The organism is Microbacterium sediminicola (genome assembly GCF_039531125.1).
Lineage (GTDB): Bacteria > Actinomycetota > Actinomycetes > Actinomycetales > Microbacteriaceae > Microbacterium > Microbacterium sediminicola.
In genome coordinates this window covers 1,493,881-1,507,295 of sequence record NZ_BAAAPL010000001.1, presented here as the reverse complement: position 1 = coordinate 1,507,295, position 13,415 = coordinate 1,493,881, and the positions used below count along the sequence as shown (strand labels likewise).

The 13,415-nt window shown below is 70.9% G+C and carries 12 protein-coding genes; 10 read left to right on the top strand and 2 right to left on the bottom strand.

From position 1 onward, the window contains the following. Nucleotides 1–21: 21 nt before the first annotated feature. Nucleotides 22–1,593, top strand: coding sequence for a methionine--tRNA ligase (gene metG, locus ABD206_RS07085; RefSeq protein WP_344070784.1), 1,572 nt, complete (start codon nucleotides 22–24; stop codon nucleotides 1,591–1,593). A gap of 150 nt (nucleotides 1,594–1,743) precedes the next feature. Further along, entirely contained in the window at nucleotides 1,744–2,628 is an 885-nt protein-coding gene (locus ABD206_RS07080; protein WP_344070781.1) for a TatD family hydrolase, read from the top strand. Here ABD206_RS07080 and ABD206_RS07075 read toward each other — a convergent pair. Together ABD206_RS07075 and ABD206_RS07070 are read right to left on the bottom strand one after the other, a co-directional pair. Next, nucleotides 2,610–3,644: a LacI family DNA-binding transcriptional regulator gene (locus ABD206_RS07075; protein WP_344070779.1), complete on the bottom strand. Its 1,035-nt coding sequence runs from the start codon at nucleotides 3,642–3,644 to the stop codon at nucleotides 2,610–2,612. The two genes, ABD206_RS07080 and ABD206_RS07075, sit on opposite strands and share 19 nt — an antisense overlap. 11 nt (nucleotides 3,645–3,655) lie before the next feature. Then, the gene (locus tag ABD206_RS07070; protein ID WP_344070777.1) at nucleotides 3,656–4,915 is read right to left on the bottom strand and encodes a glutamyl-tRNA reductase; all 1,260 of its coding nucleotides are present in this window, start codon (nucleotides 4,913–4,915) and stop codon (nucleotides 3,656–3,658) included. Nucleotides 4,916–4,956: 41 nt separating this feature from the next. On the opposite strand from ABD206_RS07070, the gene hemE reads away from it, so the two are divergent. From hemE to hemL, 8 genes are read left to right on the top strand one after another with little or no spacing between them, the layout of a single operon-like run. Continuing rightward, a complete protein-coding gene (gene hemE, locus ABD206_RS07065; protein ID WP_344070775.1) occupies nucleotides 4,957–6,078 on the top strand; it encodes a uroporphyrinogen decarboxylase in 1,122 nt (373 codons plus the stop codon). Then, nucleotides 6,075–7,397, top strand: coding sequence for a protoporphyrinogen/coproporphyrinogen oxidase (locus ABD206_RS07060; protein ID WP_344070773.1), 1,323 nt, complete (start codon nucleotides 6,075–6,077; stop codon nucleotides 7,395–7,397). The genes hemE and ABD206_RS07060 overlap by 4 nt, the downstream gene beginning before the upstream one ends. Continuing rightward, the gene (gene hemQ / locus ABD206_RS07055) at nucleotides 7,394–8,068 is read left to right on the top strand and encodes a hydrogen peroxide-dependent heme synthase (RefSeq protein ID WP_344070771.1); all 675 of its coding nucleotides are present in this window, start codon (nucleotides 7,394–7,396) and stop codon (nucleotides 8,066–8,068) included. The genes ABD206_RS07060 and hemQ overlap by 4 nt, the downstream gene beginning before the upstream one ends. Beyond that, nucleotides 8,065–9,279: a ferrochelatase gene (locus ABD206_RS07050; RefSeq protein ID WP_344070769.1), complete on the top strand. Its 1,215-nt coding sequence runs from the start codon at nucleotides 8,065–8,067 to the stop codon at nucleotides 9,277–9,279. The genes hemQ and ABD206_RS07050 overlap by 4 nt, the downstream gene beginning before the upstream one ends. Beyond that, nucleotides 9,276–10,220 carry a hydroxymethylbilane synthase gene (hemC, locus tag ABD206_RS07045; protein WP_344070766.1) on the top strand — a complete coding sequence of 315 codons (945 nt, stop codon included), beginning with the start codon at nucleotides 9,276–9,278 and terminating at the stop codon, nucleotides 10,218–10,220. Before ABD206_RS07050 ends, hemC begins: the two co-directional genes overlap by 4 nt. Then, entirely contained in the window at nucleotides 10,217–11,041 is an 825-nt protein-coding gene (locus tag ABD206_RS07040) for a uroporphyrinogen-III synthase (protein ID WP_344070764.1), read from the top strand. The genes hemC and ABD206_RS07040 overlap by 4 nt, the downstream gene beginning before the upstream one ends. Beyond that, on the top strand, nucleotides 11,038–12,024 hold the full coding sequence (gene hemB, locus ABD206_RS07035) for a porphobilinogen synthase (RefSeq protein WP_344070762.1): 987 nt from the start codon (nucleotides 11,038–11,040) through the stop codon (nucleotides 12,022–12,024). Before ABD206_RS07040 ends, hemB begins: the two co-directional genes overlap by 4 nt. Continuing rightward, complete coding sequence (gene hemL, locus ABD206_RS07030) at nucleotides 12,021–13,340, top strand: glutamate-1-semialdehyde 2,1-aminomutase (protein ID WP_344070760.1); 1,320 nt, start codon at nucleotides 12,021–12,023, stop codon at nucleotides 13,338–13,340. The genes hemB and hemL overlap by 4 nt, the downstream gene beginning before the upstream one ends. Nucleotides 13,341–13,415 lie beyond the last annotated feature (75 nt).

The window sequence follows — 13,415 nt, the reverse complement described above, 5'->3', positions numbered from 1 at the left end:
AGCCCCCACTAGAATTCTCGGGTGAGCACCGGCGGTTCCTTTTACATCACGACGCCCATCTACTACCCGAGCGATGTCCCGCACATCGGCCACGGATATACGACGGTCGCCGTGGACACCCTCGCGCGCTGGCACCGCCAGAGCGGGGATGACACGTGGATGCTCACGGGCACCGACGAGCACGGACAGAAGATGATGCGCGCCGCCGCCGCCAACGGGGTGGGCCCGCAGGAGTGGGTCGACAAGCTCGTCGGTGAGTCCTGGTTCCCGCTGCTGAATACCTTGGATGTCGCCAACGACGACTTCATCCGTACGACGCAGGAGCGCCACGAAGAGCGCGTCAAGCAGTTCGTGCAGGCCATCTACGACCGCGGCTACATCTACGCCGGCGAGTTCGAGGCGCTCTACTGCGTCGGCTGTGAGGAGTTCAAGACCGAGTCCGAGATCCTCGATGGCACCGGGGCGTTTGAGGGCCTCAAGGTGTGCGCGATCCATTCGAAGCCCCTGGAGCTGCTGCAGGAGAAGAACTACTTCTTCAAGCTCAGCGAATTCCAGGACCGACTGCTCGAGCTCTACAAGACCGTCCCCGACTTCGTGCGTCCCGACTCGGCCCGCAACGAGGTCGTCTCCTTCGTCAAGCAGGGGCTGAAGGACCTCTCCATCTCCCGGTCGACGTTCGACTGGGGCATCCAGGTGCCCTGGGACCCTGCGCACGTCATCTACGTCTGGGTCGACGCGTTGCTCAACTACGCGACGGCCGTCGGCTTCGGCTCCGACCCTGAGGAGTTCGAGCGCCGGTGGCCGGCTTACCACGTCGTCGGCAAGGACATCCTGCGCTTCCACGCCGTCATCTGGCCCGCGATGCTCATGGCGGCCGGTGTCGAGGTGCCCCGCGGGGTGTTCGCACACGGCTGGCTGCTGGTGGGCGGCGAGAAGATGTCGAAGTCCAAGCTCACGGGTATCGCCCCGACCGAGATCACGGACGTCTTCGGCTCGGATGCCTACCGTTTCTATTTCCTGTCGGCGATCCCGTTCGGCCACGACGGGTCGTTCTCGTGGGAGGACCTGTCGGCGCGGTACCAGGCCGAACTCGCAAACGGCTTCGGCAACCTCGCCTCGCGCACGATCGCCATGATCGAGAAGTACTTCGCCGGCGTGGTGCCACCGGCAGGCGAAGACACCGACGCCGACCGTGCGATCCAGCAGACGGTGGCAGCGGCCGTCTCGAACGCGGATGCCGCCATGGAGCGGTTCCGGATGGACGAGGCGATCGACGCGATCTGGACGATCGTCGATGCGCTCAACGGCTACATCACCGAGAACGAGCCGTGGGCTCTCGCCAAAGACGAGGCGAAGCATGCGCGCCTGGGCACAGTGCTCTACACCTGCGCCGAGGGGTTGCGGGCCCTCGCGACCCTGCTCTCGCCGTTCATGCCGGCATCCACGGAGAAGCTGTGGATCGCCCTCGGTGCCGCCGAGACGCTCGGCCGTCTGCAGGACCAGCCGATCCGCGAGGCGGGAACCTGGGGCATCCTGCGTCCGGGTACCTCCGTGAACGGGCTCGCACCCCTCTTCCCCCGCGTCGAGCAGTAGCCCGCCGCCGCCCTGAGGTGGGGCCTGTTCGTCGCTAACTCCTCAAGAACCAGGCTCATCACTCGCGGGGCTGCACGAGCACTGTCCGCGCGGGCGAAAATTGAGGAGTTGGCGACGGACGCGCGCTGGGATGATCGAGGAGATGAAACGATGAGCGAAGACCCGAGCACGTACGTCCGCGAGCGCTCGAGTGAGGGACGCAAGGACTTGACTCGCCCCGGCCTGCCCGAGCCTCTGGCGGTGCCGGTCTACGACAACCACTGCCACCTCGAGATCGTGGACGGCGACGACGCGCTGAGCCTGGACGAACAGCTGGAGCGCGCCGCGGCCGTCGGCATCGCCGGGGTCGTGCAGTCCAGCGGTGACATCGAGGCGTCCCGCTGGGCGGTGTGGGCGGCAGAGACCCATCCCCAGGTGCTCGCCGCGGTCGCCATCCATCCGAACGAAGCGCCCGTCTACGAGGCAGCCGGAGCACTGGATGACGCCATCGCGGTCATCGACGAGCTCGCCGCGCACCCCCGGGCGCGCGCGATCGGCGAGACGGGGCTGGACTTCTTCCGGACGGATGCCGAGGGTCAGCCCGCCCAGTACCGCTCGTTCGAGGCCCACATCGCGCTGGCCAAGAAGCACGGCATCGCCATGCAGATCCATGACCGCGACGCGCACGCGGCGGTGCTCGGGGTGCTTGAGCGCGAGGGGGCGCCCGATAAGACCGTCTTCCACTGCTTCTCGGGCGATCAGGACATGGCGCGCATCGCCGCCGACCGGGGGTACTACCTCTCCTTCGCCGGCAACATCACGTTCAAGAACGCGCAGAACCTGCGCGATGCGCTCGCCGTGACGCCGCGCGACCGCATCCTGGTCGAAACCGATGCGCCCTTCCTCACCCCGGTGCCCTACCGCGGTCGACCGAACGCGCCCTACCTCGTGCCCATCACGCTGCGCTTCATGGCGGCGGAGCTGGGGGTCGACGTCGACGAGCTCGCGGCGCAGGTGGCTGCGAACACTCTCGAGGTCTACGGCGACTTCGCCTGAGCTCGATCCCCGCGTCGGGCCGCCGGACGCGTCGTCGCGCCGGGGACGAGTTCCCACGGCAGGACGAGCGGGGTCGGCAGCGCCGGACCGCCGGCGAGCGCGGCCGCCAGCGCCGGGAGGAGCAGCCGCGGTCCCGCGTCGGGATGGACGCAGACGTGCGTCACCCCCAGCCTGTCGTTGAGGTCGCAGTCGTAGACGCACAGCGCCACCACCTGCAGGTCGCGGGGGAGCACGAGGTCGGTGCGCGAAAGGCCGAGGAACAGCTCGGGGCCCTCCTGATAGAACGAGAAGACGCCATCGGCGCCGGCTTGCATGAGCTCTCGCACGGGGCCGGTCAGCTCCGGTCGCCCGCGGCGCACTCGCACGATCGCCGGGTCCTGCCGGTGGGTGAGGCACCACTCCAGATACGCCTGCTCTCCGATGCGCCCGTGCGCGAGGCCGCCGGCCTCGGTGAGGAACCCCACCCGCTCGCACCCGCTGTCCCGCAGATGGTCGAGCGCGGCCGTGGTCGCTGCGGCGTAGCCGGTGCGGATCCAGGTCCCGGCCGCGGCAGGCACCCGCACATCGGTGGTGATGATCGGGATGCCGCGCGCGGCCGCCTCGCTCAGCGCGGGGGCGTTCGCCTCGGCCGTGGGCGCGTACACCGCGTCGACCCGGGCCGCACCCAGCAGGTCTGGCCGGTCGGCGGGGATCACGGTGACGGTGTAGCCGTGCTCGGCCGCGACGTCCACGAGGCTGTTGAGCTGACGCATCGTCGCCCTCGCGGTGTGCCCCTCATCGGCGCCCGGACCCGGACCGGTGGACACGTAGCCGATCGACATCGTGCGTCCGCGCCGGAGCGCCGCCGCGAAGCGGTCGGGGGCGTAACCGAGGGCGGCGGCGGCCTCGAGGATGCGCTCACGGGTCTCGGGACGCATCGAGCCGCGGTCGTTCAGCGCCTGGCTGACCGCGGCCGTGGAGACACCGGCGTGCTGGGCGACGTCCTTCAGCGTTGCGCGGGCGGGCGGAGTGTCCATGCCGGCGGCTCTCAGGTCGCCTGATCGGCGGCAGATCCGGGGAAGACGGTCGCGACGGCATCGGCCCACAGCTGACCATCACCGCCGGCGGCCAGCGTATGCCCCTGCGCGATGAGGTGGTGCATCATGACGCCCGAGAAGTGTCGCAGGGCACGTTCGATGTCGGCCGCGGCGGCGGGGGAGCGGCTGCTCTGGTGCGCGATCTCGCGGTCGCGCAGGTTCTCGACCCACGAGCGCACCGCGACGACGGAGGGCGACACCTCGTGCACGCGGCGCGCGCTGGCGTGACGCCCCGCGGCGGCAGTGACGATCTCGCGTGCGTCGCGCAGTGTCGCGAACTCGTCGATCGGCGCGTGGACGCGGATCGCATCCAGGTCGAGAAGCTCGATGCCTGCGAAGTCCGCGATCTCGGCATCGACGTTGCGGGGCATCCCCAGATCGATGACGAGCGTGTCGGCACCTCCTCCGGCAACGGCGCGTCCCGCACGGAGGGTGTCCGCGTCGATCGCGACGCGCGTGGTGCAGGTCACAACCACGTCGGCACTCGCGACGGCCGCCGGAAAGTCCGCGGCGTCAACGGCGACGAGGTCGTGTCGCTCGGCGAAGGTGGCGCCGCGTCCGGTGCGCGAATGCACGAGGATGTCGACCGCGCCGCGGGCGCGCAGTGCCGCGAGCGAGGCGGCGGCGTAGCGGCCGGTCCCCACGAGCAGGACCTTCGCGTCCTCCCACGCGGTCACGCGCGAGGAGGCGAGCTCGAGCGCCAGGCGCACGAGAGATCGACCCGACTGCGCCAACTGCGTCGCGTTCTTCACCTCTCGCGAGGTCTCGCTCGCGCGGTCGAAGAGGTGCTCCAGTGCGCGCGTGGTCGATCCGCTCGCACGTGCCTCCTCGTAGGCACGTCGTACCTGTCCGGCGATCTCCTCCTCGCCGACGACCACGGAATCCAAGCCCGAGGCGACCGCGAACAGGTGGTGGGCGACGCGGTTGCCGACGGTGACATCGAGCGCCTCGTGCACATCCCGGTAGCGCAGATCGGATGCCGCGGCGATCTCGGACAGCGCCGCATCGACGCCTGCGCCGGGGGTGTGGTCATCGTCGAGGTCGACGTCGAGGTAGGCCTCGAAGCGGTTGCAGGTGGCCAGGAGGACGGCCCCGGAGATGGCCTCGTGCGCGCCGGACAGGTTCGTGCGCAGGCGCTCCTCGGCTTCGGCGAGGCGCTCGAGGGACGCGAAGGGCGTCACCCGATGGTTGGCCGACAGGCAGACGAGCATGGTCGGGGACCTCCTTCGAGCAGTTAGTATATCGATTAACCATGCACCTCTCCGCCCATCATCCGCTGGTCGCCGACCGCACCCAGGACTCCCGTCTCGTGCAGGCGTATCTCGGGCGCAGGCCCTCCGTCCCGCCCGTCTGGTTCATGCGTCAGGCCGGTCGGTCCCTCCCCGAGTACCGAGCGCTGCGCGAGACCTCTTCGATGCTCGATGCGTGCCTGCAACCAGAACTTGCGGCCGAGATCACGATGCAGCCGGTGCGCAGACACGGTGTGGATGCCGCGATCTTCTTCAGCGACATCGTCATCCCCCTGCTCGTGGTGGGCCTGGACGTGAAGATCGTGGCCGGCCGCGGGCCGGTCTTCGCCTCACCTGTGCGCACCGCCGTCGACATCGCGAGGGTCACCGACATCGATCCCGACACGGTGATCTCGCGCGGCGGCCCGATCGTCGAGGCGGTCGAGCAGATCACCGCGCTCTTGGCGCAGGAAAGCGAGCGTCGCGGCGAGCCGCTGCCGCTGATCGGCTTCGCCGGTGCCCCCTTCACCCTGGCGGCCTACCTCGTCGAGGGCGGTCCCTCGAAGGACCACCTCGCCGCCCGCGGGCTCATCTTCCGCGACCCGGCCGCCTGGGAGGCACTGACCGGGTGGCTTGCGGAGGTCACGGGGCGCTTTCTCCGACTGCAGCTGCAGGCCGGGGCCAGCGCCGGGCAGCTCTTCGACTCGTGGGCGGGATCGCTCGCACCCGAGGTCTACCGCACGGCCGCGCTTCCGGCCTCCCGTCGCGCTGTGGAGATCGCCCGAGAGGTGACACCGCCCAGGGAAGCCACGATCGAGCGCATCCCCCTCGCCCATTTCGGCGTCGGTACCGGAGAGTTGCTGGCCGACATCGCGACGCTGGGGGTGGATGTCGTGGGCCTGGACCACCGCGTGAGCATCGTGGATGCGCTCATGCGCATGAACGCCCCGGTCGCGGTGCAGGGCAACCTCGATCCCGCTCTCCTGTTCGCGCCCGAGCCGGTCTGGCAGGAGGCGCTGGATCGTCTCCTGCGGCAGGGGCGCGCGGCATCCGCGCACATCGTCAACCTCGGGCACGGGGTCCCACCCGAGACCGACCCCGACGTGCTCACCGCGATCGTGCGACGGGTGCACGAGGCATCGTGAACCCCGATGTGTGCGTCGTCGGCGCGGGGATTGCGGGCCTCGTGATCGCCGCCGAGACCGCGGCGGCGGGACTGCGCACCGTTGTGTTCGAGCATGCCGCCGTGAGCGGCGGCATGCTCGCCGCGCGAGAGCTCGAGGGCATGGCTGTGGATGCGGGGGCCGAGGCCTTCGCCACCCGCACGGACGCCGTGCCCGAGCTCGTCCGGCGGTGGGATCTGCCGCTGGAGATCGTGACGCCGGCCCCGACCGGGGCGTGGCTCGTTTTCGGGCACGGCCGGCACCGGCGTCGCGCTCCGCTTCCCGCAGGATCGATCCTCGGCATCCCCGCCGATCCGTTCGCCGCGGACGTCGCGCCGTTCGGCGACCCGCATGCGGAAAGCGAGGCACCGCTCCCGACGGACGAGCCGTCGCTGCGTGACCTCGTCGCCGACAGACTCGGAGCCCGCATCGCCGACGTTCTCGTGGACACCGTCACCCGTGGCGTCTACTCCCGCCCTGCCCGCGAGGTGCGACTGTCGCAGGTCCAGCCGCAGCTGTGGCGTGAGGCGCAGGCGCGCGGCTCCCTCACCGCCGCTGTCGCGCACCTGTCCACCGGGCAGCGCCTGGGGAGTGCCGTGGCGGGGATCCGCGGTGGCATGTGGCGGCTGCCGATCGAACTCGAGAAGGCCGCGGGCGCGCGGGGCGCGAGCTTCGCGCACCACACCGAGGTGCTCTCGGTCACACCGAAAGCTGAGGGCGTCCGCGTCGACGTGCCGAAGGGCTCCGTGACCGCTCGCGCCGTGGTGCTCGCGACGCCAGGCTCGGCATCCGCTCGGCTCCTGGGCACCAGCGCGCCGATCAGCGCCCCCGTCGAACTGGCGATCGCCCGGGTCCGCTCGCCCGCACTCGATCGGCATCCGGTCGGCACGGGAGCGCTCGTCGCGACCGACGCGGGGCTGCGTGCGAAGGCCCTCACCCACGCCACCGCGAAGTGGGCATGGCTCGCCCAGGCGATGTCCCGCTCGGGAGGGGACCACATCGTCCGGCTCTCCGCACGCCACCCCGGCCCGGGACTCGATGACCCCCGGGTGGTCGCGTCGGAGATCACCGCCATCACCGGCGCAGAGGTGGACGCGTCTGAGATCGTCGCGCTCCACTCGCAGCACTGGGATGCCGCGGCATCCACCGGCCCCGGTCTGCAGACCCCCGCCGGGGTTCACCTCGCCGGGGCCCAGGTGGCCGGGACCGGCCTGGCATCCGTCATTCCGCACGCGCGCGCCCTGGCCGCCGAGCTCATCCAGACCCTCGCCCTCGCACCCCCACCCAAGGAGAACCGATGACCGACGAGACCGACGAGACCGCCCTGTCGGCGGGCTTCACCCTCTTCACCGTGCTCGATGTCCCCCGCACCGCCGGCGTGGATGTCGACGAACTCGACCGGGCCATCGCCGAGGTCGAGGCGACGGGTGTCACCGTGCGTGGCTTCTACGACCTGACCGGGATGCGCGCGGGGGCGAGCATCATGACGTGGCTGCACGGCGATGTGCCCGAAGCGCTGCAGGCGGCGCTTCGCACTCTGCGCCGCACCGGTGCCCTGACGGGATCCCGTGTGGAGTGGACCGCGATGGGCGTGCACCGCGAGGCGGAGTTCAACAAGCGGCACATCCCCGGCTACCTCCGCGGCGAGGCCGCTCGCGACTGGCTGTGCCTGTATCCGTTCGTGCGCAGCTACGAGTGGTACCTGCTGCCCGAGGCGGAGCGCTCGGCGATGCTCGCCGACCACGGTCGTAAGGGTGCCGCGTTCCGCGACGTCGTGGCCAACACCGTCTCGACGTTCGCGCTCAGTGACTACGAGTGGCTGCTGCCCCTGGAGAGCGACAACCTCACGAGCCTTGTCGACCTGATGCGGGCACTGCGCGCCACGGATGCCCGACGCCACGTGCGCGAGGAGGTGCCGTTCTACACCGGACGACGCATCCAGGTGGCGGAGCTTGCCGAGGTGCTGGCGTGACCGCCACCAACGTGCGTCCGAAGCCCCCGCGCGCCACGGGAGCGTACTGCGCGCCGGGCGCCGCGGTGTGCGGTGCGACGCCGGCGGCGGCATCCGGACCTGCGCACGTCGAGGAACCCGTCACCTACGATGCGGTGCTGATCCTGGGCTTCGGTGGGCCCGAGGGTCAGGACGATGTCATCCCGTTCCTGCGCAACGTGACCGCCGGGCGCGGCATCCCCGACGAGCGGCTCGAAGAGGTGGCGCATCACTATCGCCACTTCGGGGGCGTCTCGCCGATCAACCAGCAGAACCGCGAACTGGTCACCGCGCTGCGGGCAGAGCTCTCCGCGCGCGGCCGGGACCTGCCGGTGTACTGGGGCAACCGCAATTGGATGCCGTACGTGAGCGACGCGCTCGCGCAGCTTCACGCCGACGGCCACCGTCGCGCGCTCGCGTTGGCGACCAGTGCCTACAGCTCCTACTCCTCGTGCCGGCAGTACCGGGAGGATCTCGCCGACGCGCTCGAGGCCACCGGTCTGGGCGCCGAACTCGAGATCGACAAGGTCGGGCAGTTCTTCGACCACCCCGGCTTCGTGCAGCCGTTTGCGGACGGCATCCGGGAGGGCATGTCGCGCCTGGCGGAGCAGGGGATCACCGACACGTCCGAGGTCGAGATCCTCTTCTCGACGCATTCGATCCCCGTCGCCGATGCCGAGCGCTCCGGGCCCCGCGACCGTGACTTCGGCGACGGCGGGGCCTATGCCGCCCAGCACACCGCGGTCGCCGAGCGCATCATGGCGGATCTCGGCCTGGACTGCGCGTGGCAGCTCGTCTACCAGAGCCGGTCGGGTCCGCCTTCGGTGCCGTGGCTGGAGCCCGACATCAACGACGCGATGGCGGAGCTTCCCTCCCGTGGTCGCCGGGGAGTGCTCATCGTGCCGCTCGGGTTCGTGAGCGACCACATGGAGGTCATGTGGGACCTGGACACGGAGGCGATCGAGACTGCCGCAGGTCTCGGGCTTGTCGCGGTGCGCACCGCCACCCCGGGCACCGCTCCCGCCTACGTCGCGGGGCTCGCCGACCTAATTGACGAACGGCTGTGGGGTACGCCGGGCGCGGAGCGCACGCGGATGACGGCGCTCGGTCCGTGGTACGACGTGTGCCGCCCGGGATGCTGCGAGAACAAGCGCCTCGGCTTCCGCCCGGCGCTCGCGGGGCTCGAGCCGTGAGCCTGCGGCTGGGGACGCGCGCGAGCCTGCTGGCCACGACGCAGTCGCAGCTGGTCGCCGACCGGCTGGCCGAGAACAGCGGCGAGGACGTCGAGCTGATCCGCATCACCACCCACGGCGACGTGGCGACCGGGTCGCTGGTGTCTCTGGGTGGCACCGGCGTGTTTGCGACGGCGCTGCGGGAGGCTCTTCTGCGGGGCGAGTGCGACCTCATCGTCCACTCGCTCAAGGATCTCCCCAACGCCGCTTTCGAGGGCCTCACCCTCATCTGCGTGCCCGAACGCGTGAGCGCGCGTGACGTGCTCTGCTCGCGGGACGGAGTCGGCCTCGATGACCTGCGCGCCGGCGCGATCGTGGGAACCGGCTCGCCGCGTCGTGCCGCTCAGGTGCTGCGGCGCAGGCCCGATGTGGCTGTCCGAGACATCAGAGGCAATGTCGACACGCGGCTGCGCAAGGTCGCGGACGGCGAATTCGACGCGATCGTCTTGGCCGAGGCGGGTCTGTCCCGCATCGGTCGTGAGGATGCCATCACCGAGACCTTCGAGCTCGACCAGTGGCCGACGTCGGCCGGGCAGGGGGCGCTGGCCGTCGAGATTCGCACGGGCGATGTCGGTGAACCGCTCGGCCAGGCGCTGCGCGCGCTCGCCGTGGGCGAGGCGGAAGCCGCCGCTTTGACCGAGCGTGCCGTGCTCGCCGAGCTCGAGGCGGGATGTGCCGCCCCCATCGGTGTCAGCGCGCAGATCCACGGCTCGCAGCTGGAGGTGACCACCGAGGTCTACAGCCGCGACGGCTCCCGCGCTGTCACGGTGCGGGACTGGGTGGATCTGGCCGTCGCAGCCGAGCGCGCGGGTCGTGCCGGGCTCGCCGAGCGCATCGTGACGCGTCTGCACGCGGACGGGATCGATGGTCTGGAATCCGGACCAGGGCAGGGGATCCCGTGAGCGCGCAGCCCGCATCGTGGCTGACCGGGCGCCGGGTGCTCGTCCCCCGGGGCGGCGCCTGGGGCGAGCGCGTCCGCGCGCTGCTGGCCGAGCGCGGCGCGGATGCCGAGATCGTGCCGCTCATCCAGACGCGTCCTCCCCGCGACACCGTGGCGCGCGACCGCGCTTTCGCCGCCCTGTCCGGCGGCTCCTATGCGTGGGTCTTCGTCACCAGCGCCGCTGCCATCGAGCAGCTGGTGGCCGAGGGTGTGCGCATTCCGCCGCGGACGCGCATCGCCGTCGTCGGCCACGCGACCGCCCGCGCGGTGATCGACGCAGGGTTCGCGGTCGACTTCGTGCCCACGGGTGCATCGTCCGCGGCAGCGATGACGCAGCAGTGGTGCACCGCGCACGTCGCCGCCGACACGGGCCGCGCACTCGTGCTGCGCTCCGACCTCGCGATGGCCACCGTGAGTGACGAGCTCGAGGTGCGCGGCTTCGCCGTCGACGTCGCGATCGCCTACCGCACGGTGGGTGTCGACCTGCCCGAGGCCACCGTCGAGCGCATCCGTGCCGGCGCGTTCGATGCCACGCTCCTGACCTCCACGAGCGTGGTGCGCGAGCTCGCGCACCAGGTCGTCACCGTCCCCACCACGATGGTGCTCGCCGCCCTCGGTCCCGGCACCGCCCGTGAGGCGGAGCGCCGCGGCTACCGCGTTGCGGTGACCGCCGCCACGCAGACGGTCACGGCGCTCGTCGACGCCCTGAACGCCGTCGACGTTGCCGACCGACGCCCTCTGTCCCACACCTCGACGTTCCCCGACACGGAGACACGCCCATGAGCTCTTTCCCCGCCCATCGTCCTCGCCGGCTGCGCTCGACCCCCGCGATGCGAAGACTCGTCACCGAGCACTCGCTCCACGCTCGTCAGCTCGTCCTTCCGGTGTTCGTGACCGAACGAGACGCACCGCAGCCGATCGCGACGATGCCCGGGGTGATCCAGCACACGCTCGAGTCCCTCCCCGATGTCGTGAACGAGGCGGCAGGCGCGGGCCTCGGTGGCGTCATGCTGTTCGGCGTCCCCGCGGTGCGTGACGCTCTCGGCACCGGCGCGACGGATCCCGACGGCATCCTCAACCGCGCGATCCGCGTCGCGAAGGATGCCGCAGCCGGGCGTCTCACGGTGCAGGCCGATCTCTGCCTGGATGAGTTCACCGACCACGGGCACTGCGGGGTGCTGGACGCCGACGGCGGCGTCGACAACGACGCGACGCTCGAGCGCTACGTCGCGATGGCGCTCGCCCAGGCCGCGGCGGGTGCCGACATCCTGGGGCTGTCCGGAATGATGGACGGTCAGGTCGCCGCCTGCCGGGAGGCGCTGGAAGATGCCGGCTTCGTGGATGTCGTCATCCTGGCGTACTCGGCGAAGTACGCCTCGGCCTTCTACGGGCCGTTCCGTGACGCGGTCGAATCGACGCTGTCGGGAGACCGCAAGGCCTACCAGCTCGATCCCGCGAACGCGCGCGAAGGGGCCCTGGAGGCTCAGCGCGACATCGACGAGGGTGCGGACATCATCATGGTCAAGCCCGCCGGACCCTACCTGGATGTGCTCGCCGACGTCGCCGCGTCCGCTTCCATTCCAGTGTGGGCATATCAGGTGTCGGGGGAGTACGCCATGATCGAAATGGCCGCCGCGGCGGGGGCCATCGACCGTGATCGCGCGATCCTCGAGTCCCTCATCGGCATCCGTCGCGCGGGCGCCGACGCGATCCTCACCTACTGGGCGATCGAGGTCGCCGGCTGGCTGCGGGAGGGACGGGCATGAGTGGCGGGCACAACGAGGACCTGTTCGCGCGGGCGCGCCGGGCGATGCCGGGAGGCGTGAGCTCGCCGGTGCGCGCGTACGGCTCGGTCGGCGGCACGCCGCGATTCCTGGAGTCCGCGCACGGCGCGTATGTCGTCGACGCCGACGGGCGGGAGTACGTCGACCTCATCGCCAGCTGGGGGCCCGCCATCCTCGGGCACGCCCACCCGGAGGTGATCGAGGCCGTCACCGACGCCGCTGCGCGCGGACTGTCATTCGGGGCGAGCACGCCGGCCGAGACGCTGCTGGCCGAGGAGATCTCCGGCCGCGTTGCCGCCGTTGAGCGCGTGCGGTTCGTCTCCACCGGGACTGAGGCCACAATGACCGCGGTGCGGCTGGCCCGCGGAGTCACCGGGCGCGACCTGATCGTGAAGTTTTCGGGCCACTACCACGGCCACTCCGACGGCCTGCTCGCCCAAGCGGGGTCAGGGGTGGCGACGCTCGCGCTTCCCGGTTCGGCGGGCGTCCCCGAGGCGATCGCCGCGCAGACGATCGTCGTCCCCTACAACGACCCTGCCGCGATTGCGGAGGTCTTCGCCCGGCATCCGGGCCGGATCGCCGCGGTGATCGTGGAGGCGGCCGCGGCGAACATGGGTGTGGTGGCCCCGGAGCCCGGGTTCAACGCCCTGCTCGCCCAGACATGCCACGACAACGGTGCGCTTCTCATCCTCGACGAGGTGCTCACCGGCTTCCGTGTCGGCCCCGCCGGCTACTGGGGGGTGCAGCAGCAGACGGGCGAGACGTACGCCCCAGACCTCTTCACCTACGGCAAGGTGATCGGCGGCGGGCTACCAGTGGCAGCTGTCGCAGGGCGCGCCGAGGTGATGGACCTGCTCGCGCCCGTCGGCCCGGTGTACCAGGCGGGGACCCTTTCGGGGAACCCGGTCGCCGTGGCGGCGGGCCTTGCGACCCTCCGGCGCGCGGATGCCGCGGTCTATGCCGCGCTCGATGCGACATCGGCCGCGTTGCAGGCCGAGGTCGGGGCGGCCCTGGAACGCGAGGGCGTCCCTCACGTCATCCAGACCGCCGGAAACCTCTTCAGCGTCTTCTGGGGCGCGCCTGTCGCGGGGGGCGTCCCCGACTACGAGACCGCGACCCGTCAGGAATCCTTCCGCTACGCCGCGTTCTTCCACGAGATGCTCGCCCAGGGCGTCTCACTGCCGCCCTCGGCCTTCGAGGCCTGGTTCGTGACGGCATCCCACGACGCCGACGCCCTCTCCCGCATCGCGGCGGCCCTCCCCGCCGCCGCTCGCGCCGCGGCTTCCGCGACCCCCTGAACCCGCCGAACCCACATGCATATTGCGAACCCACACGTTTCTGGCGTCACAAACACGTGGGTTCGCGCCCAACGT

Coding starts and splice junctions, on each gene's coding strand:
- ABD206_RS07080 (WP_344070781.1), top strand. CDS start 1,744: ATGAGCGAAGACCCGAGCACGTACGTCCGCGAGCGCTCGAGTGAGGGA.
- ABD206_RS07075 (WP_344070779.1), bottom strand. CDS start 3,644: ATGGACACTCCGCCCGCCCGCGCAACGCTGAAGGACGTCGCCCAGCAC.
- ABD206_RS07070 (WP_344070777.1), bottom strand. CDS start 4,915: ATGCTCGTCTGCCTGTCGGCCAACCATCGGGTGACGCCCTTCGCGTCC.
- hemE (WP_344070775.1), top strand. CDS start 4,957: ATGCACCTCTCCGCCCATCATCCGCTGGTCGCCGACCGCACCCAGGAC.
- hemQ (WP_344070771.1), top strand. CDS start 7,394: ATGACCGACGAGACCGACGAGACCGCCCTGTCGGCGGGCTTCACCCTC.
- hemB (WP_344070762.1), top strand. CDS start 11,038: ATGAGCTCTTTCCCCGCCCATCGTCCTCGCCGGCTGCGCTCGACCCCC.
- hemL (WP_344070760.1), top strand. CDS start 12,021: ATGAGTGGCGGGCACAACGAGGACCTGTTCGCGCGGGCGCGCCGGGCG.